Origin of the sequence: Nannocystis bainbridge, assembly GCF_028368995.1 — a bacterium.
Taxonomy (GTDB): Bacteria; Myxococcota_A; Polyangia; order Nannocystales; family Nannocystaceae; genus Nannocystis; species Nannocystis bainbridge.
This window is the reverse complement of record NZ_JAQNDL010000005.1, coordinates 128,734-152,203: the sequence shown is the minus strand read 5'-3', so window position 1 is coordinate 152,203 and position 23,470 is coordinate 128,734. Positions and strand designations below refer to the sequence as shown.

Sequence of the window (23,470 nt, the reverse complement as noted above, 5' to 3'; positions counted from 1 at the left end):
CGGCTGGTGGGTCAGGCGGCGCGGGCTTCCTCCTCGGGTTGCTCGCTCGCGGTCGGCACCGCGAGATCGGTCATGGCGCGGGCGAGCAGGCCGTCGCGCTCGCTGGGGTGCGTGCGCAGCCACTCGAGCGCCGCGGCGCGGCCCTGGCCGACGCGGATGTCGCCGAGCGAGAACCAGCTGCCGGCCTTGGTGATCACGTTGCGACCGAGGGCCCAGTCGAGGACCTCGGCGTTGCGGTCGATGCCGGTGCCGAACGCGATCTCGAACTGCGCCTCGGTGAACGGCGGGGCGCACTTGTTCTTGACCACCTTGACGCGGCAGCGGTTGGCGACCGCGTCCTCGCCGTCGCGCACGGTGGCGATCCGGCGGATGTCGAGGCGGACGCTGGCGAAATACTTGAGGGCGTTGCCGCCGGTGGTCGTCTCGGGCGAGCCGAAGGTGACGCCGATCTTGTGGCGCAGCTGGTTGATGAAGACGACGAGGGTGTTGGTCGTAAAGGCGATGCCCGCGATCTTTCGCATCGCCTGACTCATGAGACGGGCCTGCAGGCCCAGGTGCTGGTCGCCCATGTCGCCCTCGAGCTCCGCACGTGGGATCAAGGCCGCGACCGAGTCGATGACGATGAGGCCGATGCCGCCGGTGCGCGCGAGGGTGTCGACGATGTCGAGCGCCTGCTCGCCGCAGTCGGGCTGCGAGATCAGCAGGTCCTCGAGGCGCACGCCGAGGCGCTGGGCGTACTTGACGTCGAGGGCGTGCTCGGCGTCGATGAAGGCGCAGGCGAGCTTCTGCCGCTGGGCCTCGGCGATCGCGTGCAGCATGAGCGTCGTCTTGCCGGACGACTCGGGCCCGTAGATCTCGACGATGCGCCCGCGCGGCAGGCCGCCGATGCCGAGGGCGCGGTCGAGGTTGAGGGAGCCGGTCGACACGACCTCGAAGGACTGGCGGTCGCCGGGGTCGCCGCCCAGGGCCATGATGGCGCCCTTGCCGAAGCGCTGGACGATGCTGTCGATGGCCTTTTGCAGGGTGACGCGGTGCTCGTGGACGACGAGAGGAGTTGCGGAGGAGCGTTGGCTTGCCATGTCCGACGTCCTTTGCGGCCCTCGTGCCGCGGTCGCTCGCAAGAGTTGCGAGCACTTGGGGTCATGGCCTTCGAGACATGGCCCGTGGGCTGGACGGCCGAGCGGGCCGCTGTCCCGCGGGCTGGCCGGGGCAATTTACGGCTTTCGTCCGTGGGTTGGCGTGCCGATGCTCGAGCGATCTTTTGCCGCGGTTTCCTGAGCTGTCCGAAAGGTCTGGCGCGGTTCGCGTTGGTAGTTTCGGGTCGGGGTTTGTCCGCGCAGGTCCCCATTCGCTCCGCGTCGGGGAAGTCGGTGCAAAGCGTGGGAGAACCGTGTCTACCGGGGTCCCTGAGCCCCCAGGAGGCCCCGGGCGAGCGGCAGCCGGGTCGACCGGGGCGGGGTCGCGATGCCCTGGATTTCACCGCCTTTTCGCGTGCTCGTCGATTGTGTGCGACAACTCGGCGGCCCTGTTTTGGGTGTTGCGACGCCCGCAGGGTGGGTTCACAGCAGGGGGCTCGGTGTGCCATAAACGGCAGAGCCGAGGGCGAAGCCCTCGTGGTGAGTTGCCCGTCCCCCCAGTTCCTTCGCGTGAGCGACTCGACGTACAGCACTCGACCCACCACCTTGCGGTCCCCCACTCCAAACACGCGCCCGGGTCGCGCGGCGTGTTCCGGTTTTCCCTCGAGGAGAGACGACAGATGAATCGCTTTTCAATCCGACTCGGAGCTGCCCTGGTCGCTGGGCTCGTAGCGACGCCCGCGCTCGCGGCTCAGGCGCCCAGCGAAGCGGCGGCGCCTGCAGCCGAGCCCGCGGCGACCCCGGCGCCGACGCCCGAAGGGCCCTCGGCGGGTGCTTCGATCTCCGCCGACACCTCGGGTGTGAAGACCGATTCCAAGGCGAGCGGCGGGGCGAGCGGGAAGAAGGCGAAGAAGTCGGGCGACAAGTGTCAGAACGACACCAGCGTCAAGTGGATCCGGCGCTGCCGGCCCGAGCGCAACATGTTCGAGCTGGGCATCTTCGGCGGCGTCTTCATGCCGGGCGGCTCGGCGCACGAGTTGTTCGACCCGGTCCGCCAGCTGCAGTCGCTGCAGTCGGGCGGCGAGGAGTTCTGGAAGCCGTACCGCAGGGTCGCGCCGGAGATCGGGGCTCGCTTCGCGTACTACCCGCTCAGCTTCCTCGGCGGTGAGATCGAGGGCGGCGTGATGCCGACCCACATCACCAACACCGACTCGGCGGACACGCGCGCGATCCTCTTCAACTTCCGCGCGCACGTCATCGGCCAGATCCCGTTCTGGCGCATCACGCCGTTCGTGCTCGTCGGCGGCGGCGCGATCGGGACCACCGGCGCGCTCGGCAACGACATCGACGAGTCGACGCACTACGGCGGCGGCGTCAAGTACTACATCTCGCATTACGCGATGCTGCGCCTCGACGTCCGCAACGTCGTCGCGGCCCGCCTCCGCGTCGACAACGGCGCGGTCATCTACCCCGAGGTGCTGCTCGGCCTGTCGCTGACGCTGAACCGCAAGAAGAAGCCGGCCGCCACCGAGAAGGACAGCGACGGCGACGGCTTCCTCGACAACGCCGACTCCTGTCCGTTCGAGCCGGGCATCGCGCCCGACGGCTGTCCCGAGCGTGACCGCGACGGCGACGGCTTCATGGACAGCCAGGACGCCTGCCCGGATGTCCCCGGCGTCGCGCCCGACGGCTGCCCGCTCAAGGACCGCGACGGCGACGGCTTCCTCGACATCGTCGACAAGTGCCCCGACGATCCGGGCGTCGAGCCGGATGGTTGCCCGATCCCCGACACCGACGGCGACGGCATCCTCGATCCGGACGACAAGTGCCCGACGCAGCCGGAGACCCGCAACGGCTACCAGGACGAGGACGGCTGCCCCGACGAGATCCCGACGGCCCTCGCCAAGTTCACCGGCACCATCAAGGGCATCTACTTCGACCTCGACAAGGCGACGATCAAGCCGAAGTCGCGGCCGGTCCTCGACCGCGCGGTCGCGGTGCTCAAGGAGTTCCCGTCGATCCGCATCGAGATCTCGGGTCACACCGACAGCACCGGCTCGCCGGAGTACAACAAGACGCTCTCGGGCAAGCGCGCCGCGTCCGTCAAGGAGTACCTGGTCGAGCACGGCATCGACACCGCGCGCATCGAGTCGCGCGGCGCGGGCATGGACGAGCCGGTCGACACCAACAAGACCGCGGCCGGTCGCGCCAAGAACCGCCGCATCGAGTTCACGATCCTCGTGCAGTGAACCGCGCGCGTCGGCCTCCGGTCGATGCGCAGCAGAAGGCCGCCCCGAGCTCGCTCGCGGCGGCCTTCGCCGTTGGGTCGCGCGATCGTGAAGCGGCGCGCCCGGCAGCACGAGGGGTCTGGGCGTGGTGCGGGCAACGACGCGCACGACGAGGTCGCGTGTGACGTGGGCGGCGCGTTCGCGCCCTCACACGGTAACTTGTCGCGTTCATGACGCTTCGGTACGATTCGCGGCCCTGGCCCCTTAGCGACAGCTCCGCGGGCCGATAAGGAGTTCGAACATGACCCTGAAGACCGTCCTGAGAATCACCCGCAACGTCGGACTGTGCGCCGCGGTGGCGCTGGTCGCTTGCGATAGCGGCGCCAAGACCGAGGAGAAGAAGGTCGAGGCCAAGGTCGACGACGCGAAGGCGGCAGCGGACGCGAAGGCGGCGACGGACGCGAAGGCGGCGGCGGACGCGAAGGCGGCAGCGGACGCGAAGGCGGCCGAGGACGCCAAGGCAGCGGCGGACGCGAAGGCTGCCGAGGACGCGAAGGCGGCCGAGGCGACCCCGCCCGCGGGCGACGCCAAGGCCCCCGAGGGCGACGCCAAGGCGTCGGACGCGAAGGCGCCGGAGGCGAAGAAGGCCGAGCCGAAGAAGACCGAGCCGAAGAAGACCGAGGACGCCTCGGCCAAGATCGACGCCAAGGCGATCTACGACGGCAAGTGCAAGGTCTGCCACGCGGCCGACGGCAAGGGCGCCGAGGTCCAGAAGAAGAACAACATCCCAGACATGGCCGCGAAGGACTGGCAGTCCAAGCACAGCAAGGCCGCGGTGGTCAAGGCGATCGCCGACGGGGTCGACGGCACCAAGATGAAGGCGTTCAAGGACAAGCTGTCGAAGGAAGAGATCGACGCGGTCGCCGCCTACGTCAAGAAGATGTAGTCGAGGCGCGCAGCGACATGGCGCTCGGGACATGTCCCGAGCGCCATGTGCTTTTGTGCCGCAGACCCTGCGGATCGCAGGTACCCCATGGCGCGCGGGACATGTCCCGGGCGCCATGTGCTTTCAGGCGGCGAGCCGGGGCAGGCGCAGGGTGAAGCGGACGCCGAGGCCGGCGTTCTCGGCGTCGACGCTGCCGCCGTGCTGATCGGCGACGCGGGCGGCGATGGCGAGGCCGAGGCCGGTGCCCTGGGCGTCGCCGCTGTAGAACGGGGTGAACAGCTGCGGGCGCTCGCTGACGGTCAGCGGCGGGCCGTCGTTGTCGAGGACCAGCAGCGCGTGGTCACCTTCGACGCGGGCGGCGATCCGCAGGCGACCCGGGTGACCGGTCGAGGCGATCGCGCGCAGGGCGTTGACGGCGATGTGGAGGCCGAGGCTGGCCAGCTGATCGCGGTCGCCGCGGATGGCGACGGGCGCTTCGGGCAGGTCGAGCTCGACCTCGACCCGCTTGCCGCGGGCCTCGGCGACGCAAAGCTCGGCGACCTGCTCGGCGACGCGGCGGAGGTCGAGGGCGATCAGCTCGCTCGGGCTCGGGCGAGCGAACGACAGGAAGCGCTCGGCGAGGCGCGACAGGCGGCCCAGCTCGGCGACGTGGATGTCCCACATGCGCCGCTCCTCGGCGTCGGGCGGGATGAGCGGGCCGACGACCTCGGCGGTGCCGGCGAGGGCGTGCAGCGGGTTCTTGATCTCGTGGGCGAGGCCGGCGACGACCTCGCCGAGGGCCGAGAGCCGACCGGCGCGCACGAGCTCGCGGGTGAGCCGCCGCTGGTCGGCGAGGGCCCGCTGTAATTCGCGCCGGCGGCTGCGCTCGCGGTCGGCGAGCAGGCCCGCGGTCGCGCCGACGAGGTTGTAGAGGAGCACCTCGAGCGCCTTGTCGACCCCGCCGCCGGGGTCGTGGTGGTGCCCGGGCGACAGTGAGAAGGCGTGCGGCAGGTAGACCAGCGATGACACGGCGGCCGCGAGCAGGCCGCCACGCAGGCCGTGGTCGAAGGCGGCCAGCACGATCGGCAGGTAGTACATGCGCCGCAGGACGTCGTGGGCCCAGTCGTGCTCCATGCCGGTGCCGTAGTGCAGGGCGGTGAAGGCGGCGATCGGCAGCCACACGCGGACGAAGGCGCGCGGCGACAGCATGGATGGCTCCTCGGGCATGTCGCTCAGGACAGGTCCTTCGGGACCGGTCCGATCGGGCATGTCCGAAGGGGCACGCGCGGCGGGCGGGCGGTCGGCGGCGCGGGGCGGGGGCGGGGCGGGCACGTGTCTTCGGGTGTCCCCGGGCCGGGCGGCGAAGTCAATATCCGGGGCGGCGGGGCAGGCGCGAGGAGCCGCTGGCGAGGCCGCGGGTGAGCCGGCGCCGTGGGGGGCAGGCGGGCGCGCGCCGGGTCGGCTAGGCTACGGGCGACATGGCCGGCGAGGAGCTGCTCTTCATCGAGGACGACGACTCGGGGCGCGAGCTCGGGCTGTTCAACCTGCGCAAGGCCGGCTACGCGGTCGACGGGGCGCGCGACGGGGCCGAGGGGCTGCGGCGCTTCGACCCCGAGCGGCACGCGGTGGTCATCACCGACGTCAGGATGCCGAACGTCGGCGGGCTCGAGGTGCTGCGGGAGATCCGTGCCCGCTCGCCCGAGACCCCGGTGCTGGTCATCACGGCCTACGGCGACGTCGACCTCGCGGTCGCGGCGATGAAGGCGGGCGCGTTCGACTTCATCGGCAAGCCGTTCCACCGCGAGCACCTGCTGCTCACGGTGGCCAAGGCGCTCGAGCGCGGGCGCATGCGGGCCGAGCTGCTCAGCCTGCAGCGCCAGGTCGCGGGGGTGGAGCGGGCGATCGTCGGCCGTTCGCCGGCGATGGCGCGCGTGCTCGACCTCGCCGACCGGGTGGCCCGGGCGGCCGCGCCGGTGCTGGTGACCGGCGAGAGCGGCACCGGCAAGGAGCTGATCGCGCGGCGGATTCACGCCCGCAGCTCGCGCGGCGCGGCGCCGTTCGTGGCCGTCAACTGCGCCGCGATCCCGGCCGAGCTGCTCGAGTCGGAGCTGTTCGGCCACGTGCGCGGGGCCTTCAGCGGGGCGCTGCGCGACCGTCCCGGCCGGTTCCGCCAGGCCGACGGCGGCACGCTGTTCCTCGACGAGGTGGCCGAGCTGCCGCCGCCGCTGCAGGCCAAGCTGCTGCGCGCGCTGCAGGAGCGGGTGATCGACGTGGTCGGCAGCGACGTGCCGGTGCCGGTCGACGTGCGCGTGATCGCGGCGACCAACCGCGATCCGGGCGACCTCCGCGGCGATCTGCTGTACCGCCTGCGGGTGGTGGAGATCGAGCTGCCGCCGCTGCGCGATCGGGTCGACGACATCCCGCAGCTGGTGCGTCACTTCGTGGCCCGCTTCGCGGCGGGGCGCGACGTCGAGATCCCGGAGGATGTCCTCGCGGACATGTCCTCACGGCCATGGCCTGGCAACGTGCGCGAGCTCGAGAACGCGTGCGAGCGGGCGGTGATCCTGTGCGCGGGCGACGTGCTGCGAACCCAGGATCTGCCGCCGCGCACGACCGCGGCCCCGGCGGTGGCGGGCGGCGGCGACGAGTGGCTGCCGGCGCTGCCGGAGGACGGGCTGTCGCTGGTCGATCTCGAGAAGCGGGTGATCGAGCGGGTGCTGGCGCTGAAGCGGGGCAACATCACGCAGGCCGCGGCGTACCTGCGGGTGCCGCGGCATGTGCTGTCGTATCGCATGGAGAAGTACGGGCTGCGCCGCGGCGGCTGAGCGTCGATCCTGTCGTTCGGGGCATGTCCGAGGGCGCATGTCGGAACGGACATGTCATTTTCGCCGCGGCGGCGCGGGCTCGGATCGTCACCCGCGGGTCCGCGGCGGGCGTGGGCGAGGGATCCTGGAGGTCATGTGTCCGCCCGCAGCGACGCGGCGAAGACTGCGCCGGGATCTCGGCGGATGCGTCGCTGCGTCGCGCGGTCGAGGCCGCCGGAGGGTCGGCGGCGGGCCGGTGATCGTGGGCACGAGCGATGGGTGTCCACGCCGCGAGATGTCGCGGTCGCGCGGGCGTGGTGGTCGATTTGCTGCGGCGAGGAGCGACGCCCGCGGACGGGCCGCGCGAGGGTAGCTCACGGCGGTCCCGCACGCGCGAGGGCGCATGCGCGGAAAGCGCGAAGGCGCGCGGCGTGCTACGTTGCGCCGCATGAGCTCGATGATCATCGGGATCGCCGGCGGCAGCGGTTCGGGCAAGACGACCGTGGCGCGCAAGATCGGCGACTCTCTCCCGCCCGAAGGCGTCGTGATCATCGAGCACGACGCGTACTACCGCGACCGCGCCGACCTCACCTACGAGGAGCGCTGTCACATCAACTTCGACCACCCGGAGTCGCTCGAGACGGAGCTGCTGGTCGAGCACATCATCGCGCTCAAGGCCGGGGGTCGCGTCGCGGTGCCGGCGTACGACTTCAAGACGCACCGCCGGCTGCCCGAGGCGCGGTGGGTCGAGTCGACGCCGGTGGTGATCGTCGAGGGCATCATGGTGCTGGTCGACCAGCGGCTGCGGAACGAGCTCGACATCAAGCTGTTCGTCGACACCGATCCGGACATCCGCATCTTTCGCCGGATCCGCCGCGACATCGAGCAGCGCGGGCGCACCTTCGAGGCCGTGCGCGAGCAGTACTACCGCCACGTGCGACCGATGCACCTGCAATTCGTCGAGCCGTCGAAGCGCCGCGCGGACCTCATCATCCCCGAGGGCGGCGACAACCGGGTCGCGCTCGATCTGGTGGTGTCGAAGCTGCGCAGCGTCATCGAGCAGGGCCGCCGCGACGCGCGATAAAGCCGGGCGGGCCGCGGGGCGCGAAAATCGACGCCGGGTGAACGACGTTCGCGTCGGGCCTGTCGGTCGACGGCGTCAGCGGCGTCGTGCCATCCTGCGCAGCCGTGGCGAGTCTCTTCGCATCCCCTCGTAATCGGCGCTGGCTCGGTCTCGGTCTGCTGCTGCTGGCGGTCGGTTCGGCGACCGCGGTGGCGATCGTCAAGCCGTGGAAGAAGCCGCCGCCGGTGCAGTCCGAGCGGCTCGGCGCCAACCTCGAGCTGGCCGCCGGCGAGGTGCTGCTGGCGACCGCGTCGGGCAGCGAGCGGCTGCTGTCGCGCACGCCGCTGCCGGAGACGGCCGAGCTGTCCACCGGGCCCGGTGCGCGCGCGCTGATCCGCCTGAGCGACGGGTCGCGGGTGTTCCTCCGCGACGGCACCAAGGTCAAGATCGCCGGCGGCGTGGCCCTGCAGGAGGGCCAGATCTGGGTCGAGGCGCCGCCGCTCGAGGAGGGCCAAAAAGCCGTGGTCCACACCGTCGGCGACGCCGAGGTGTCGCTGTCGGCGGGCGGGGCGAGCCTGTCCTTCGAGTCAGGTCAGGCGCAGGTCTACGTCGCCGAGGGGCTGGCGATCGTCAGCGCCGCGGGCGGCCGCGCGGAGGTCGAGGCGGGCGAGCGGGCGACGGTCCAGGGCGGGGCGCCGACGGTCGAGCCGGTGGCGTTCTGGGACGACTGGACCGGCGGCATGGGCGATCGCGCGGGCGGTGGCCTGCGCGCGGGCGCGGGCTCGGGGGCGCTGTACGCCGTCGACCGCTCGGCGCCCGCGGGCACGCCGGCGCTGCCGCTGTCGATCCAGCGGCAGACGGTGCGGGTGGCGCTCGAGGACGAGATCGCCGAGACCCTGGTCGATCAGCGGTTCTTCAACCCGTCGGGCACGGCGGTCGAGGGCTGGTACTGGTTCACGGTCCCCGAAGACGCGCTGCTCGTCAGCTTCGCGCTCGAGACCAACGGGCAGCTCGTCGAGGGCGAGATCGTCGAGCGCAAGCAGGCGGCGGCGACCTACGAGGCGGCGGTGCGGCGTGACAACGATCCGGCGCTGCTCGAGTGGATCGACGCGCGCACGGTGCGGGCCCGCATCTACCCGGTGCCGCCGGCGGGCGAGCGGCGGGTGGTGCTGCGCTACCAGCAGCTGATGGTCGAGAGCGAGGGCAAGCGCCGCTACAGCTACCCGCTGGCGGCCCCGCGCGGGCGCGAGGCGGCCAGCATCGAGGAGTTCTCGCTCGAGGTGCAGCTGCGCCGCGGGCTCGAGCTGGACTACGAATTGGCGACGCTCGGCGAGGCGCGGGTGTCGACCGACGGGCGGCAGGTGACGATGCGCCGCTCGGGTTACACGCCGCGCGCGGACTTCGAGCTCGAGCTGACGCGCAAGCCCGACCGATCGCGGGTGCCGCTGCGCGCCAATCGCTTCAGCGCTGGCGGCGACCAGGCCAGCTTCGTGATGGTCCGGTTCGCGCCCGACCTCGACATGGCGAAATTGCCGGCGCCGCGCGGCGACGTGGTGGTGGTGGTCGACACCTCGGCGGCCGGCGATCCGTCGGAGCAGCAGACCAAGCTCGCGGTGGCGGAGGCGCTGCTGCGCAGCCTGTCGGCGGGCGACAAGTTCGCGGTGATGAGCGCCGACGTGGCGGCCAAGGTGCTGTACCCCGAGGATGGGCTGGCCGAGGCGACGCCCGAGGCGATCAGCGCGGCGCTCGAGCGGGTAGCGGCCCACGCGGCCGGCGGCGCGACCGACCTCGGGGCGATCTTCGAGCAGGCGCTGGCGCGCGTGCACGGGCTCGAGCAGCCGGCGGTGGTCTACGTCGGCGACGGCCTGGCGACGTCGGGCGAGCGCAGCGGCGAGGCGCTGGCGGAGCGGCTGCGGCGGTCGATGACGGGCTCGCGCGCGCGGCTCTACACCGTCGGGGTCGGCTCGGAGATCGACGCGGCGATGCTCGGGCGATTGGCGCGGGTCGGCGGCGGCGAGGCGCTGCGCGTCGAGGGGCCGGAGCAGGCGGTGGTGCGCGCGCTCGAGCTGTCGGGCGCGCTCAAGACCCCGACCATCACCGACCTCGAGCTCGGCCTCGGCGAGGGCCTCGACGACGTGTTCGTCAGCGCCGGCGGCAAGCTGTCGCGCGGGCAGGAGCTGGTGATGTTGGCGCGCACGCACCACGACCTGCCCGACAAGATCACGATCTCCGGGCGGCTCGGCGGCGAGGCGTTCACCAAGGAGTACCCGCTGACGTACGCCGGCGGCTCGCTCGATCGCATGGTGCCCAAGCTGTGGGCCGCGGCCTACGTCGAGCGATTGCTCGGCGACAGCCGCGGGCTCGAGGCGGTGCGCGGCAAGATCCTCGCGCTCGGGCTCGAGTACGGGCTCATGACCCCGTTCACCTCGTTCCTCGCGCTCGACAGCGAGGCGGCCTACGCCCAGCAGGGCATCCAGCGGCGCCGGCGGCAGCTCGGCGGGCTGCAGCTGATCGCCGATGCGACATGGCTTCAGGGACAGGAATCAAAGACCAGCCGGGTCGTCGGCATGATCGCAGCGGCAGCCTCGGCGCCGTTCGGCTGCGGCCGCGACATGGAGTCGGCGCCGCGATCGGAGGAGCGGACCGTCAACGAGACGCCGGCGGCGGTGGCCGCGAGCAAGCCGGCCGAACCGCAGAGTGAGGCGATGCCGACCAAATCGGAGCCGCCGCCGCCCTCGACCGCGCCGATGGCCCCGGGCGGGGCGCTCGCCAACGCGGAGCCGGCCGAAGAGGCCGAGCGGTCGCCGGTGAAGGAGATGCCGCCGGAGCCGATGCGAGTCGCCGACGACGCGCGGCGCCCGGCCTCGGTGAGCAAGGGGGCGGGGCGCGGGGGTGGTGGCAAGAAAGACGCGCCCAGCCCGGACCCGATCGGCGGCCTGCTCGACATCGATGGCAACGGGACGACGGCGAGGCCGAAGACGCCGCCGCCGCCGCCGGTGGTCTCGCCGGTGCCGCGCGGGCTCAAGTTGCCGTGCTCCGACGCGGCGGCGCGCAGCCTGGGGCACCGACGGATCCTGTGGCAGAAGCGGCTGGCTGACCGTTCGGACATGTTCTCGGCGCTCAACGCCTACGAGGCCGCGGCCGGCAGCTGCGAGATCACCGGGTGGAAGGATCAGCGGGTGTTCCTGCAGCTGCTGCACGAGCGCGCGGCGACCGAGGCCGACATCGGCCTGCTGCTCGGGCACTTCTCCGGCGAGCCCGATGCGCGCAATTACCTGGCGCGCGGGCTGTTGCGCCGGCTCGTCGATCAAGGGCTCATCGGCGCGGTCGAGCGGGCGATGTTCGGCGCGGGGGTCGACTGGAGCGACCTCGATCGCCAGCTGCAGCTGGTGGTCGGCGGCGACGCGGCGACGCGCAAGCTGCAGATGGTGCAGGCGGCGCTGCAGCGCAGCCCCGGCGATCCGCAGGGCGAGCGGCGGCTGATCCAGCTGCTGAGCGAGCAGGGCAAGCTCGAGGAGGCGCTGGCCCGCGGCCGACTGCTGCGCGAGCAGGGGCTGATGACGCCGGTGCTGGCGCAGCAGATCGGCGAGGTGTTCGTCGCCCACGCGCAGGTCGACGAGGCGCAGCGGATCTTCTCGGAGATCGTCGAGTTCGACGCCGACAACCCGCAGAGCCGCGCGCTGCTCGGCGACATCTTCCTGCGTCACGGGTGGTTCGAGCGGGCCTACCGGCAGTACGAGGATCTGGTGGCGATCCGGCCCGACGATCCGACGGCGTCGATCCGGCTCGCGCGCGCGGCGGCGGGGGCGGGTCGCGTGGACGAGGGGCTGCGGATCTTGCGACAAGTGGCGGCCGGTGAGGGGCGCCCGGGGGTCGACGATCCGCGACGGTTCGCGCGCCTGCACGCGGCGGTCTTGCTGGCCCGGCTGCTCGCCGCGCCCGACGCGAAGATCCCCGAGGCCAGCGTGGCCCGCGAGCTCGGGCGCCTGCAGCTGTTCGCGGGGGCCGCGAGCTGGACCTTCCTCGTGTGGGACGACCTCGGCGTGCGGCTCGCGCTCACCGCCGATCCGACGGCGCCGCTCGCGGGCGACGTCGCCGACGCCGGGATCACCGGGCTGTTCGCGGTCCAGCTGCCGGCGGGTGGCGGGCCTTCGTTGCAGGTCCGTCACCAGGGCCACACCCTCGGCAGGCCGGTGAGCTACGAAAGAATCACCGTCCATTTCGACGGCAAGGCGTTCAGGGTCGAGCGTGAGAGCGGCCAGATCGCCGCCGGAGATGCCGCAGCGCCCGCGGTGGCCGGCGGCGGGTGAGCACGGTCGCACGCGGGCGCGGGCAGGACGGGCGGGGGGCCGTGGTATACCCCCGGTCCGCGGCGAACCGCGCCACCGGCCTATTTGGCCAGGACACCTCACGGAAAGCGACAGGGCGATGGCTGAAGCGATCAAAATGAACGACAAGGGCCTGCAGGTCCCCGACCAACCGATCATCCCGTTCATCGAGGGTGACGGCATCGGGGCCGACATCTGGGCCGCCTCGGTGCGCGTGTTCGATGCCGCGGTGGCGCGGGCCTACGGCGGCAAGCGCAGCATCGCCTGGCGCGAGGTGCTGGCCGGCGAGAAGGCGTTCAAGCAGACCGGCAACTGGCTGCCGCAAGAGACCCTCGACCTGTTCCGCGACTACCTCGTCGGCATCAAGGGCCCGCTGACCACGCCGGTCGGCGGCGGCATCCGCAGCCTCAACGTCGCGCTGCGGCAGATCCTCGACCTCTACACCTGCCTGCGCCCGGTCCGTTACTTCACCGGCGTGCCGTCGCCGGTCAAGCGGCCCGAGGCGACCGACATGGTCATCTTCCGCGAGAACACCGAGGACATCTACGCGGGCATCGAATTCCAGCAGGGCACCGAGGACAACGAGAAGTTCAAGAAGCTGTTCTCGGAGGCGTTCCCGGCCCTCTACAAGAAGGTCCGCTTCCCCGACACGGCCGGCTTCGGCATCAAGCCGGTCTCGATCGAGGGCACCGAGCGCCTCGTCCGCGCGGCCATCAACCACGCGCTGCAGTACAAGCTGCCGAGCGTCACGCTGGTCCACAAGGGCAACATCATGAAGTTCACCGAGGGCGGCTTCCGCGACTGGGGCTACGCCCTGGCCCGCAAGGAGTACGGCGCGGTCGACCTCGACGGCGGGCCCTGGCAGGTGATCCAGCGCGGCGACCACAAGCTGGTGATCAAGGACGCGATCGCCGACGCGTTCCTGCAGCAGATCCTGACCCGCCCCGACGAGTACTCGGTGGTCGCCACGCTCAACCTGAACGGCGACTACATCTCCGACGCGCTCGCGGCCCAGGTCGGCGGCATCGGCATCGCGCCGGGCGGCAACATCAACTACGTCAGCGGCCACGCGATCTTCGAGGCGACCCACGGCACCGCGCCGAAGTATGCCGGCCAGGACAAGGTCAACCCCGGCTCGGTCATCCTCTCGGGCGAGATGATGTTCCGCTACATGGGCTGGGACGAGGCGGCCGACCTGATCATCCTCGGGGTCGAGCGCGCGATCGCGGCCAAGACGGTGACGTACGACTTCCATCGCATGATGGAGGGCGCGACGCTGAAGAAGTGCAGCGAGTTCGGCGACGAGATCATCAAGCACATCCAGGACGCGCCGAAGTCGGCCGCCTGAGCCCGTCGCCGCGGCGACGCACGCCCCCGCGGGAGCTCCGAGCGAGCGCCTCCGGGGGCGAACTCATTGGGTCGGCCGGGCGGTAGGTGAGGCTGTCCCGCGGGACATGTGCGAGCGCCACGGCGTCGGCGCGGAGCGAGCTGTCTTCCGGGACATGTGCCTCGCGCGGGGACCGGCCTGGCGGCTGTCTCTCGGGACAGGTGCGAGCGCGACCCGTCAGGGCTTCCGCGGCTCGCAGGCGTCGCCGGCCTCGGGCGGCCCGTGGCTGGCGCGCGGGTGCGACTTGTGGCCGGCGCGGCTGCGGTGGCGGGCCTCCTCGATCGAGTGCGAGCGGCGGATGTCGCTCTCGTGCTTCGCGATCTCGGCCAGCGTGTGATAGTGGCGATGGATGACGCCGAGCTCGGCCTCGGACAGGTTCTCGATGTCGATCAGGCGGTTCGAGGCGCCCTCGAGCGCGGCCACGATCTCGTTGAGCTTGAGCTGCACCGCCAGCGACTCCTTGTTTTGGGCCCGCTGGATCAGGAACACCATCAAGAAGGTGACCACGGTGGTGCCGGTGTTGATGACGAGCTGCCAGGTGTCGGAGAAGCCGAACAGCGGACCCGTCACCAGCCAGAGGGCGATCGTCAGGACCGCCAGCGCGAACGCCCACGAGCTGCCCGACCAGCGGGTGATGTAGCCCGAGCCCCGCTCGAGCGAGCGCCCGAGGCTGCTGCGTGGGCGATGCGGATGGGTCATGCGCCGCTCCTGACGATGCCCGCGAGGAAGCGGGCCAGGTCGTCGGCCTGGCGGTCGCGGTCGTGATGCGCGAGCACGTGGGCGCGAGCGGCCTCGCCCATGCGCGCGCGACCGTCGCGACCGAGCGCCGCGAACGTGCGCAGCTTGGCCAGCGCGTCGGCCGGATCGCCGGGCGTGAAGGCCAGGCCCGCACCTGACCCTTCGACCAGGCGCTGGGCCTCGCCGCGGACCCCGAGCAGGATCGGCTGGCGCATCGCCATGGCCTCGAAGATCTTCGAGGGCAGGTAGCGGGCGAAGGTCGGCTCGTCGCGCAGGATCACCGCGCTGACGTCGGCGGCGGCGATGAGGCCCGGGACGTCGCGCCGCGGCACCGACGGGAGGATGTGGAAGCGAGCGCCGACGCCGAGCGCGGCGACCTCGTCGACCAGGGCCTGGAGGCCGACGCCGTGGCCGACGACGACGACGTGGAGGTCGTCGGCGGGGCCGGCGAGCGCGGCGGCGCGGGCCAGCAGACCGACGTCCTGGGCCATGCCGACCGTGCCGCAGTAGAGCAGCAGCAGCGCGTCGGCGGGGATCCCGAGCTGGGCCCGCAGCGGGGCCGGGGCGGCGTCGGCGGCGAACAGGGCGGTGTCGATGCCGTTCTTGACCACGGCGACGCGCTCGCGCGGGACGCCGCGGGCGACGAAGTGATCGACGAAGCTGTCGGTGACCGAGACGACGCCGGCCGCGCCGCGGTAGAGGCCGCGCTCGACGACCTCGAGGGCGCGCACGATCGGGTGGCCGGGCTTCAGCGCGCCGACGGCGACGATGCCGTCAGGCCACAGGTCGCGCACCTCGAGCACGAACGGGACCCGGCGCAGGCGGGCCAGCGCGAGCCCGGCGACGCCGGTGAGGATCTGCGGCGAGGTGGCCAGCACGAGGTCGACGGCGGGCAGGCGCGCGGCCCCGAAGGCGACCTGGGATGTCGGAAGGGACATGTACCCGAGGCCACGTTGCAGGACGCCGCGGCTGGCGGCCGGGAGCGTGGGCACGCGGTGGACCTCGATGCCGTCGACGCGCTCGCGTCGGTACTCGGCGGCGCGGTAGCCGGGATAGATCTTGCCGTGCGGGTGGTTGGGCTGGCCGGTGACGACGTGGACCTCGTGCCCGGCCCGCACGAGCGCGCGCGAGAGCTCGTGGACACGCGCGGCCGGAGCGTTGGACTCGGGCGGGAAGTAGTGCGAGAGGTAGGCGAGCCGCACGTCGCGGCGATCGTAGCAGATCGACGGGCGAGGCCGCAGGCGAGCGCAGGCGGGGTCGAGCACGAGGCGGCCGGCGGCCGGGTGTGGTCGGCGAGGCGGCCGAAGAGGGAGCGGGGCGGTGCGCTCCGAGGTGGCCACGGCCGGAGTGGCGAGGGCGGCGGACGGGCGAGCGAGGGCGGTGCGCTCCGAGGTGGCGACGGTCGGAGTGGGCGGCGGGCGAGCGAGGGCGAGTCGGAGCAGCCGGGACTGAGACAGCGGCTCCCCGGCGCGGTGAACGGGATGAATATGTCCTTGGGGACAGGTCGAGTGTGGGCGCGGGGCCGCAACGATGGGCTCGTCTGTTGGCTTATATCTTATATAAGAGCGGTTTCGAGCGGTCTGCAGGTGGATGCCGGTGTCATCCAAGTTGTCGAATCGCACGAGCGTTTGTTTCATAGTCTGTATTTAGGCGCAGAATCGCGGGAATTAGAAAGTGAGGTCTCCAAGCCCCAGTATGTCAATAGAGTTGTCTTCGCAATCAAGTTGGCCAATCGAGTTGACGGAGGGCGGCCCGCCCGTCGCGATTTCCTGAGAAAGATCAACGCGGCCACCGGCTTGCAGCGGAGGGGAGCCATGAAGTCGCGCGCAGCCCTGCTTCCTCTCGTATCCGTGGCCCTCACTGCTTGCCTCGAGCACCCGGTGGTGGGGGTCGAGCTCTGCAAGACCGAGAACAACGAGGTCCGGATCCCGCTCGACGAGGGCGGCGACGTCGACATCCTGTTCGTCATCGACAACTCGGGCTCGATGGCCGAGGAGCAGGCTCGGCTGGCGCGCAACTTCGAGGCGTTCGCCCGCCGGCTCGACGAGATGGGCGCCCACTATCGCATCGGCGTGACCACCACCGACAGCGGCAACCCGCGCTGCGAGGCGGCCGTGACCACGCCGGAGGGCGGCGACCTGGTGCTGCGCAGCTGCCTCGATCGGCTCGGCGAGGGGGCGTTCCAGTTCGGCGATGTCGACGCCGCGTTCGCGTGCACCGACGTGTGCAAGCTCGGCGGCGACGCGCTGGCGATCACGCCGACGGCGACCGACCTCGACCCCGAGCGGCGCGCGCGGCCGTGGATCGAGAAGATCGACGACGTCAGCAACTTGCCAGCCGGGGTCGAGGTGGCCGACGCGTTCGCCTGTTTCGGGCCGCAGGGCATCGACGGCTGCGGTCACGAGCAGCCGCTCGAGTCGATGTACCTGGCGCTGAAGAAGGCGCTGGCGCCCGGCGAGGACCACTACGGGTTCATGCGCGACAACGCGTTGTTGTCGGTGGTGCTGGTCACCGACGAGACCGACTGCTCGTATGAACCTGCCTTCAAGGACATCTTCATCGCCGACAAGACCTTCTGGGAGGACCCGAGCGGGCTGTCGCCGACCAGCGCGACCTGCTGGAACGCCGGGGTCCAGTGCAGCGGGCCGGGGCCGGTCTACGCCGGCTGCGAGCCCGCCAACTTCGGCATCGACGGTGAGCCCGGGGCCGCCGACGCCGACGCGGTGCTGCGGCCGATCTCGCGCTACGTCGACCTGCTGGAGAAGATCCGGGCCGACAAGCAGTTGATCGATCCGAGCCGCGAAGTCCTCGTCTCCCTGATCGCCGGCGTGCCCGCGGGCTATCAGGACGGCGAGATCGAGATCCCGTACGCCGAGGCTGAGGTCGGCTCGGAGCAGGACCGGAACTTCGGCATCGCCCCCGGCTGCGTCAACAGCAGCGACGGCAGCGGCAGCACGGCGGTGCCACCGGTGCGCGAGCGGGCCGTCGCGGAGGCGTTCGCGGGCGAGGCGCGCAACCTCTACTCGATCTGCGAGGACGACTACACGCCGGCGCTCGAGGGCATCGCCCGGCGGATCGAAAAGGCGTTCCGGCCGGTGTGCGGCACGACGATGGTCGCCGACCGCGACCTCGAGACCGAGGCGCTCGACGCCGACTGCAAGATCCAGCAGCGCGTCGACGACGAGGTCATCGACCTGCCGCCGTGCCTCCCGGTCGGCGAGGACGACTGGGCGGTCCCCGAGGGCAGCTCCGTGTGCACCATCGTGCTCACCGACCCGCGCGGCCTGACGCCGAGCACGCGTGACGACATGACCGCCGTTCACGATCCGGACAGCGGCGCGCAGACGGTGCCGTGCGACAACCGCGACACCAACGTCGAGTTCAAGCTGCGGCGCGCCGGCCCGCGCGTGCGCGGAGCGACGTACACCGCGACCTGCCTGAGCGACGCGGCCGAGGAGTGCTAGTGAGCCAGGGGTGGGGCATGCCGGGGCCGGCGAGGCGGGTGCACGACGTTCGCACGGGCCGTCGCTGGCACGGCCGCGTCGGCGAAAGCCCGCGGCCCGCGTGATACTGTGGCGACGATGCGCTCGTATCGATCGGGGTGTCTCGTCGTCGCCGCGCTGCTCGTCGCGCCCGCGGTCGCGCGCGCCGGGGAGCTCGGCGACGACTTCGGGCTCGAGCTCGCGGCCGACGGCGAGCGGGTGGCGATCGCCGCGCCGCTCAGCAACGCCGCGCGATTCGACGGCGGCGCGGTCGACATCTACCACCTGGTCGAAGGGACATGGCGCTTCGAACAGCGGGTGACGCCGCGCGCGCCGCAGTTCAGGGCCGAGTTCGGGACCCGCGTCGCGCTCGCGGGCGACCTGCTGGCGGTCGCCAGGGCCGACTCGGACGGCGCGGAGCAGGCGTGGGTGTTCGGCCGCAGCGCGGCCGGGTGGACCGAGCTGGCGGAGCTGAGGCCGCCGGAGGGCGCCGAGGATTACGACTTCTCGCGGGTCGCCGTCGACGACGGATGGGTCGCCGTCGGCACGCCGTACGTGATGCGCGGCGGAGCGGTGGATCCGGGCGAGATCCACATGTTCCAGAAGACAGACGCCGGTATCGTCGCCCGCCAGGTCCTGGCCGGGGCGCCAGGCTCGCGGCGGCAATTCGGCGAGACGTTCCAGATGGCGCGCGGCGTGCTGGTGGCGCCGACGCCGGACGGGTTCGAGACGTGGGTGCGCGCGGGGACGGCGTGGCAGCTCGAGGGCGTGCTGCCCTACGCGGTCCCCGAGTACGGGCAGCTCGACGCCTACGCGTTCGACGGCGCGACGCTGCTGGCGATCGAGCCGCCGCAGGGGTTGATGCGGCTTTATTCGCGGACGGCCGACGGGTGGTCGGCGCCGCAGACGATCGAGGCGTTCACCGACGCCAGCTACTGGCGCGCACACGCCCTGTTCGGTGAGTGGGCGGCGATCGCGATCTCGCTCCACCAGGACCCCGACGACGACAGCGATCCGGCGCGCGTCCGCTTCCTTCACCGCGAGGGAGGGACGTGGAAGGTCGCGGGGCAGGTCGGACACGAGTCGCCGGACTACTTCGGCGTGTCGCTGGCGTTGACCGACGGCTGGTTGTGGGCGGGGGAGCTGGCCGGGGCGCCCGACCGCTTCAGTGAGGCGCTGGCGTTCCGGCGCGACAGGGTCGACTGGTCGCTACAGGCGACGGTGACCGCGGTCGAGGTCGAGGACAGCGAGGCGGGCTGCGCGGTGACGTCGGGCGGCGCGCCGGCGCTGATCGGGCTGTTACTCGCCGGACGACGGCGGCGGAGGCGGGCGTGATGAGACTTCAGGACAGGTTTTTAGGGACATGTCTCTTGGGACTCGTGATGGCGCTGGCGCCGGGCCGGGCCGACGCCTGCTCGACGAGTTCGCCGGGCCTCGGGCTCGAGGTGTGGGAGCTGTCGAACCCGCCCGAGCGGCTCGTCACGGCGCCGGGCGGGGTCGTCGCGCTGTACGGCAGCGTGTTCGCCACGGAGCTGACGGACGCGGCGGCGTCGGCGAGCGTGACGCTGGAGCGCGACGGGCTGGCGATCGCCACGACGATCGAGCTGGTGCCGCTGCAGGCAGAGGTGTACCTCGGCGCGCCGCTGTGGACGGTGGTCGTGGTGGCGCGGCCGGCCGAGCCGCTGGTGGCGGGGCAGTACCAGGCGACCGCGATCGTCGAATCGGTCGAGTCGGGGACGCAGGAGGTGACGTTCCCGGTGGTCGTCGAGGCCGAGCCGCTGGCGCCGCTGGCGACGCCGACGATCGCGTCGTTCGCGGCCGCGGAGGCGCAGGGCGCTCGCCGCGACCATGTCTGCTGCGAGCGCGAGCCGGACAGCTGCGGCGGGATGTCGATCTGCAAGGCGGCCGAGACCGAGCTGCTGCCGGCGCTGGCGATCGGGCTCGAGGCGCTGCCGGAGGCCCGGGCCGGCAACAGCGTGGTGTGGGCCCAGGCCCTCGACGCGGAGGGGCAGCCGATCGCGGGCGCGCGGTCGCAGATGTTCGGCCGCCATCATGGGGAATGGCTGGTGCCGTTCGCGGCGGCGCAGGCGGAATACTGCGTGACCGTCGGAGCGACCGACCTGGTCGATGGGACATCCGTGGCGAGCCCGCCGCGCTGCTTCGGGCGCGACGAGGTCGGCGAGCCGCGGGTGCGCATCGAGGAAGTGACGGCGGAGGAGGTCGAGCTGTGGGGGTGCCTGACGCCGCCGGTGCACGAGGACGGCACGCCGTTCGGCGAGACGCCGGCCGGGGATGAGAAGGGCTGCCGGATCGGCGAGGACGGGCCCGCGTGGGGCTCGCTGGCGCTGTTGGGGCTCGGGATCGGGTGGCGGCGGCGACGAGGTCGATCGCGTGACTTGCCGCGCCGTCCGCGGTCGGGGTGACGCGGTGACGCGGCGTGGACCCTGGGGAGCTCGCGGGGTATCGTCGACGGGCGTGACCACCTCCGAGCGCCTCCGGGACGGCCGCGCCGGCCATGCGAGGCCGCCTGCGTGGGCCGGGGTGAGGCTCGGGCTGCGGGCCCTGCGGGCGCGCCAGTGGGCCCACTTCGTGCCGCTGCCGCTGGCCGGGGCGCCGCTTCAGGACATGTTCTCGGGGACATGTTCGATGGGACCTGTCCTTTGGGCCTGCGTCGCCGGCGCGCTGTGTCTGGCCAGCGCCTACGGGCTCAACGCCTACGGCGACCGCGGCAGCGACGGGCGCGGCAAGAACCCGCTGGTCGGCGCGCAGGTCGGCGGCGCGGCGGTGGTGCCGGCGCTGGCGTGCGGGCTGCTGGCGCTGGTGGTCGCGGGGCAGAGCGGCGGGCTGGGGCCGGCGGCGGTGAGCCTGACGACCGGGGCGCTGTACAGCCTCGGGCCGCGGCTCAAGCGGCTGCCGGGGCTCGGCACGCTGGCCAACGTCGCCATCTTCGCGCCGCTGCTGGGGCTGGTCGGGACCCCGCGGTCACCTGGCTTTTGGGGCATGTCGCTGGTGTTCACGGCGCTGCTGCTGCAGAACCAGCTGGTCCACGAGCGCGCCGACGAGGCCGAGGACCGGCGCGCGCGCGTGTTCACGACGGCGCAGTGGCTGGGCCCCGCGGGCGTGGCTGCGGCCGGGCGCTGGCTGGCGCTGGCGGGTTCGGCGGCCGCGGCGTTGCTGCTGGGCCCGTGGGCGGCCCTGTGCGGGGCGGCGGGCCTGGTCTTCGGGGCATGGCTGATCGGACAGGTCGATCCGGCGGCGGCGCGGCGGCGGCACCGGGCGCTGGCGCTGGCGACGGGGGCCGTGATCTACGCGCTGGCGCCGGGAGGGGCGGCGTGACGGTGCACGACCTGGCGCGGCCGGAGCGGGCGCCTAAGCGGCTGCGACGCGGGGCGGTGCAGTCGGGAGGGGCGGCATGACGGGGCGCGACCTGGAGCGGGCGCGTAAGCGGCTGCGACGCGGGGCGGTGCAGTCGGGAGGGGCGGCGTGACGGGGCGCGACCTTATGCGGCCGGGGCAGACGCGGACGCGGATGCAGGGAGGCGCGGCGTGACGGCGCTGGCCAAGGCGCGCGACCTGGTGCGGCTGGGGGCGGCGCGGGTGGTCGGGCGGGCGCTGCCGTTCAGCGTCACCTTCATCCTCACCCATCGTTGCAACTTTCGTTGCGAGTACTGCGAGATCCCCGAGCGCGCTGCTTACGAGATGACCGACGCCGAGTTCTGCGGCGCCATCGATCAACTGCGGGCGGCCGGCATGGCGCGGGCCAGCTTCTCCGGCGGCGAGGTCCTGCTGCGCCGCGACGCGCCGCGGATCATCGGCCACGCCAAGCGGGTCGGGTGCTTCACTTCGATGAACACCAACGGCTGGCGCACGGGCAATGTCCTGAAGGACATGTCGGGCATCCTCGACATGGTGGTGCTGTCGCTCGACGGGCCCGAGCCGGTGCACGACCTGGTGCGCCGGCGGCCGGGCTCGTACGCGCGGGTGATCGCGGCGATCGAGCAGGCGCGCGGGCTCGGCATGTCGGTGGCGACGATCACGGTGGTGGGGCCGTGGAACGTCGGGCGGATCGAGGAGATCGCGGAGCTGGCCGGGTCGCTCGGGGTGTGGGCGTATTTCCAGCCGGCCCACGAGGAGTGCTTCGACGCCGCGGCGGGGCTGCACCCGGCCCTGACGCCGGCGGTGCTGGCCGAGGTGGCCGACCGGCTCGAGCGCCTGCGCGCGCGCGGGCTGCCGCTCGGGGCATCACCTGGCTTTTTGAGCAGGTTGCGCCGGGCCCCGCGCTTCCACGACTGCGCCGCCTGTCACGCGGGGCGCTACTTCGCCACGGTGATGCCCGAGGGATGGGTGGTGCCGTGCCACCTGACCTCGGGGACAGGTAGCTACCTCAACGGCCGCGAGGTCGGGTTCGCCCGCGCGTTCTTCGAGATGCCGCACCCGCGCGGCGGAGATGGCTGCGCGATCAGCCCGTACGTGGAGACGGACCTGATCTTTCGCCTCGACCCGCAGGCGATCGCGGCGGCGCTGCGGCGCGGCGACGGGGCGCCCGGGCGTTCGGGCTGATCGGGCGGTCGAGGCCGCCGGATCCATGACCTGGCCTTCAGGGCAGGTGCTGCGCGGTCCCGGGGTCGAATTCCGCCTGGCCGGCGGGGGTCATGCGGAAATAGAGGTCGTCGTCGGTGTCGAGGCGGCCGTCCTGACCGCGCGAGCGCAGCTCCAGCAGCCACTCGCCGTCGAGCGGGCGGAGCACGAGGGGGCGCTGCCAGGGGTCGAGCGGCTCGAGGCGGCCGCGGCGGCCAGGCACGCGCAGGTCGGTGAGCGCGTCGGGGTGGGCCAGGCTGGCCTGCAGGCCGTCGAGGTCGAGGTGGGCCTGTTGCCGCAGCAGCGCGGCCGAGTGCTGCAGCTCGTCGCGCGCGCTGTCGAGGCAGGCGCCGCCGCTGCATCCGGGGCCGAGCATGTGGCGCACGGCGCACGTCACGGCGAACAGGAACACGAGCAGGCTGAGGCCATCGAGGAGGGGGCGGACGAGGCGCTGAGACACCGGGGACACCTGGGGGGCCTCGGTTGCAGCAGACGTGCCAGCGGGTTTTCGCGGTTTTAGGGGCCAGGCGAGGGCCGTTCAGCGACAATTTGGCGCGCGGAGGGCGAAGCCGCGACGGGGCTGTCACATGTCGCAATTTTTCGGGGGCGCGCGCCGACAGCGACGCGCGGCCGAATCGCGGACTCGGCGAGCGTCGCGCCCGAACGCCAAAGCCGCGACCGAACATGTCCCGAAAGACATCGCGCTCGAATGCCGAGGTCGCGACCGAACATGTCCCGAAAGACATCCCGTGGGCGTGCGAAGGCGGTCGGGCTCACGCGTCACGAGGCTCTGGAGTGACTCGGCCGTGGAATTGCGGTCGGGTTCACCTTGGCGTGACATGTCCGAGAGGACATGTCCATG

Annotated in this window: 16 protein-coding genes; 11 read left to right on the top strand and 5 right to left on the bottom strand. The window is 72.2% G+C overall.

The window, feature by feature from the left end:
* Positions 1 to 11 precede the first annotated feature (11 nt).
* Positions 12 to 1,079 carry a recombinase RecA gene (recA, locus tag POL25_RS40960; protein WP_272091868.1) on the bottom strand — a complete coding sequence of 356 codons (1,068 nt, stop codon included), beginning with the start codon at positions 1,077 to 1,079 and terminating at the stop codon, positions 12 to 14.
* Positions 1,080 to 1,936: 857 nt separating this feature from the next.
* Here recA and POL25_RS44780 point away from each other — a divergent pair.
* Positions 1,937 to 3,325 (top strand): OmpA family protein, encoded by a 1,389-nt coding sequence (locus POL25_RS44780; RefSeq protein ID WP_272091867.1) that lies wholly within the window; start codon positions 1,937 to 1,939, stop codon positions 3,323 to 3,325.
* A 280-nt stretch (positions 3,326 to 3,605) separates the two neighbouring features.
* Positions 3,606 to 4,250 carry a c-type cytochrome gene (locus POL25_RS40950; protein ID WP_272091866.1) on the top strand — a complete coding sequence of 215 codons (645 nt, stop codon included), beginning with the start codon at positions 3,606 to 3,608 and terminating at the stop codon, positions 4,248 to 4,250.
* Positions 4,251 to 4,373: 123 nt separating this feature from the next.
* Here POL25_RS40950 and POL25_RS40945 read toward each other — a convergent pair whose 3' ends face one another.
* Complete coding sequence (locus POL25_RS40945) at positions 4,374 to 5,498, bottom strand: sensor histidine kinase (protein WP_272091865.1); 1,125 nt, start codon at positions 5,496 to 5,498, stop codon at positions 4,374 to 4,376.
* A gap of 209 nt (positions 5,499 to 5,707) precedes the next feature.
* On the opposite strand from POL25_RS40945, the gene POL25_RS40940 reads away from it, so the two are divergent.
* The 4 genes from POL25_RS40940 to icd all read left to right on the top strand — a co-directional run bounded on the left by POL25_RS40940 (position 5,708) and on the right by icd (position 13,772).
* Complete coding sequence (locus POL25_RS40940; RefSeq protein WP_272091864.1) at positions 5,708 to 7,054, top strand: sigma-54-dependent transcriptional regulator; 1,347 nt, start codon at positions 5,708 to 5,710, stop codon at positions 7,052 to 7,054.
* A 427-nt stretch (positions 7,055 to 7,481) separates the two neighbouring features.
* On the top strand, positions 7,482 to 8,117 hold the full coding sequence (udk, locus tag POL25_RS40935) for a uridine kinase (protein WP_272091863.1): 636 nt from the start codon (positions 7,482 to 7,484) through the stop codon (positions 8,115 to 8,117).
* A gap of 104 nt (positions 8,118 to 8,221) precedes the next feature.
* On the top strand, positions 8,222 to 12,406 hold the full coding sequence (locus POL25_RS40930; protein WP_272091862.1) for a VIT domain-containing protein: 4,185 nt from the start codon (positions 8,222 to 8,224) through the stop codon (positions 12,404 to 12,406).
* Positions 12,407 to 12,542: 136 nt separating this feature from the next.
* Complete coding sequence (gene icd / locus POL25_RS40925; protein WP_373372147.1) at positions 12,543 to 13,772, top strand: NADP-dependent isocitrate dehydrogenase; 1,230 nt, start codon at positions 12,543 to 12,545, stop codon at positions 13,770 to 13,772.
* Between the two features lie 216 nt (positions 13,773 to 13,988).
* On the opposite strand, the gene POL25_RS40920 is transcribed toward icd, so the two are convergent.
* Together POL25_RS40920 and POL25_RS40915 are read right to left on the bottom strand one after the other, a co-directional pair.
* On the bottom strand, positions 13,989 to 14,510 hold the full coding sequence (locus POL25_RS40920) for a low affinity iron permease family protein (RefSeq protein WP_272091860.1): 522 nt from the start codon (positions 14,508 to 14,510) through the stop codon (positions 13,989 to 13,991).
* Positions 14,507 to 15,814, bottom strand: coding sequence for a glycosyltransferase family 4 protein (locus POL25_RS40915; protein WP_272091859.1), 1,308 nt, complete (start codon positions 15,812 to 15,814; stop codon positions 14,507 to 14,509). Before POL25_RS40915 ends, POL25_RS40920 begins: the two co-directional genes overlap by 4 nt.
* Positions 15,815 to 16,399: 585 nt before the next feature.
* On the opposite strand from POL25_RS40915, the gene POL25_RS40910 reads away from it, so the two are divergent.
* From POL25_RS40910 to POL25_RS40890, 5 genes are all read left to right on the top strand, one after another.
* Positions 16,400 to 18,013 carry a vWA domain-containing protein gene (locus tag POL25_RS40910; RefSeq protein ID WP_272091858.1) on the top strand — a complete coding sequence of 538 codons (1,614 nt, stop codon included), beginning with the start codon at positions 16,400 to 16,402 and terminating at the stop codon, positions 18,011 to 18,013.
* A 117-nt stretch (positions 18,014 to 18,130) separates the two neighbouring features.
* Entirely contained in the window at positions 18,131 to 19,366 is a 1,236-nt protein-coding gene (locus POL25_RS40905) for a hypothetical protein (RefSeq protein ID WP_272091857.1), read from the top strand.
* Between the two features lie 44 nt (positions 19,367 to 19,410).
* Positions 19,411 to 20,454, top strand: a complete 1,044-nt coding sequence (locus tag POL25_RS40900; protein ID WP_272092314.1) for an MYXO-CTERM sorting domain-containing protein — start codon at positions 19,411 to 19,413, stop codon at positions 20,452 to 20,454.
* Between the two features lie 52 nt (positions 20,455 to 20,506).
* Complete coding sequence (locus POL25_RS40895) at positions 20,507 to 21,367, top strand: UbiA family prenyltransferase (protein ID WP_272091856.1); 861 nt, start codon at positions 20,507 to 20,509, stop codon at positions 21,365 to 21,367.
* A gap of 209 nt (positions 21,368 to 21,576) precedes the next feature.
* Complete coding sequence (locus tag POL25_RS40890; RefSeq protein WP_272091855.1) at positions 21,577 to 22,590, top strand: radical SAM protein; 1,014 nt, start codon at positions 21,577 to 21,579, stop codon at positions 22,588 to 22,590.
* Positions 22,591 to 22,627: 37 nt separating this feature from the next.
* On the opposite strand, the gene POL25_RS40885 is transcribed toward POL25_RS40890, so the two are convergent.
* Positions 22,628 to 23,068: a hypothetical protein gene (locus POL25_RS40885; RefSeq protein ID WP_272091854.1), complete on the bottom strand. Its 441-nt coding sequence runs from the start codon at positions 23,066 to 23,068 to the stop codon at positions 22,628 to 22,630.
* Between the last annotated feature and the right edge of the window lie 402 nt (positions 23,069 to 23,470).

Excerpts from the sequence above, each read along its gene's own strand:
- POL25_RS40950 (WP_272091866.1), top strand. The coding sequence starts at position 3,606 with ATGACCCTGAAGACCGTCCTGAGAATCACCCGCAACGTCGGACTGTGC.
- recA (WP_272091868.1), bottom strand. The coding sequence starts at position 1,079 with ATGGCAAGCCAACGCTCCTCCGCAACTCCTCTCGTCGTCCACGAGCAC.
- udk (WP_272091863.1), top strand. The coding sequence starts at position 7,482 with ATGAGCTCGATGATCATCGGGATCGCCGGCGGCAGCGGTTCGGGCAAG.
- POL25_RS40940 (WP_272091864.1), top strand. The coding sequence starts at position 5,708 with ATGGCCGGCGAGGAGCTGCTCTTCATCGAGGACGACGACTCGGGGCGC.
- icd (WP_373372147.1), top strand. The coding sequence starts at position 12,543 with ATGAACGACAAGGGCCTGCAGGTCCCCGACCAACCGATCATCCCGTTC.
- POL25_RS40920 (WP_272091860.1), bottom strand. The coding sequence starts at position 14,510 with ATGACCCATCCGCATCGCCCACGCAGCAGCCTCGGGCGCTCGCTCGAG.
- POL25_RS40905 (WP_272091857.1), top strand. The coding sequence starts at position 18,131 with ATGCGCTCGTATCGATCGGGGTGTCTCGTCGTCGCCGCGCTGCTCGTC.
- POL25_RS40945 (WP_272091865.1), bottom strand. The coding sequence starts at position 5,498 with ATGCCCGATCGGACCGGTCCCGAAGGACCTGTCCTGAGCGACATGCCC.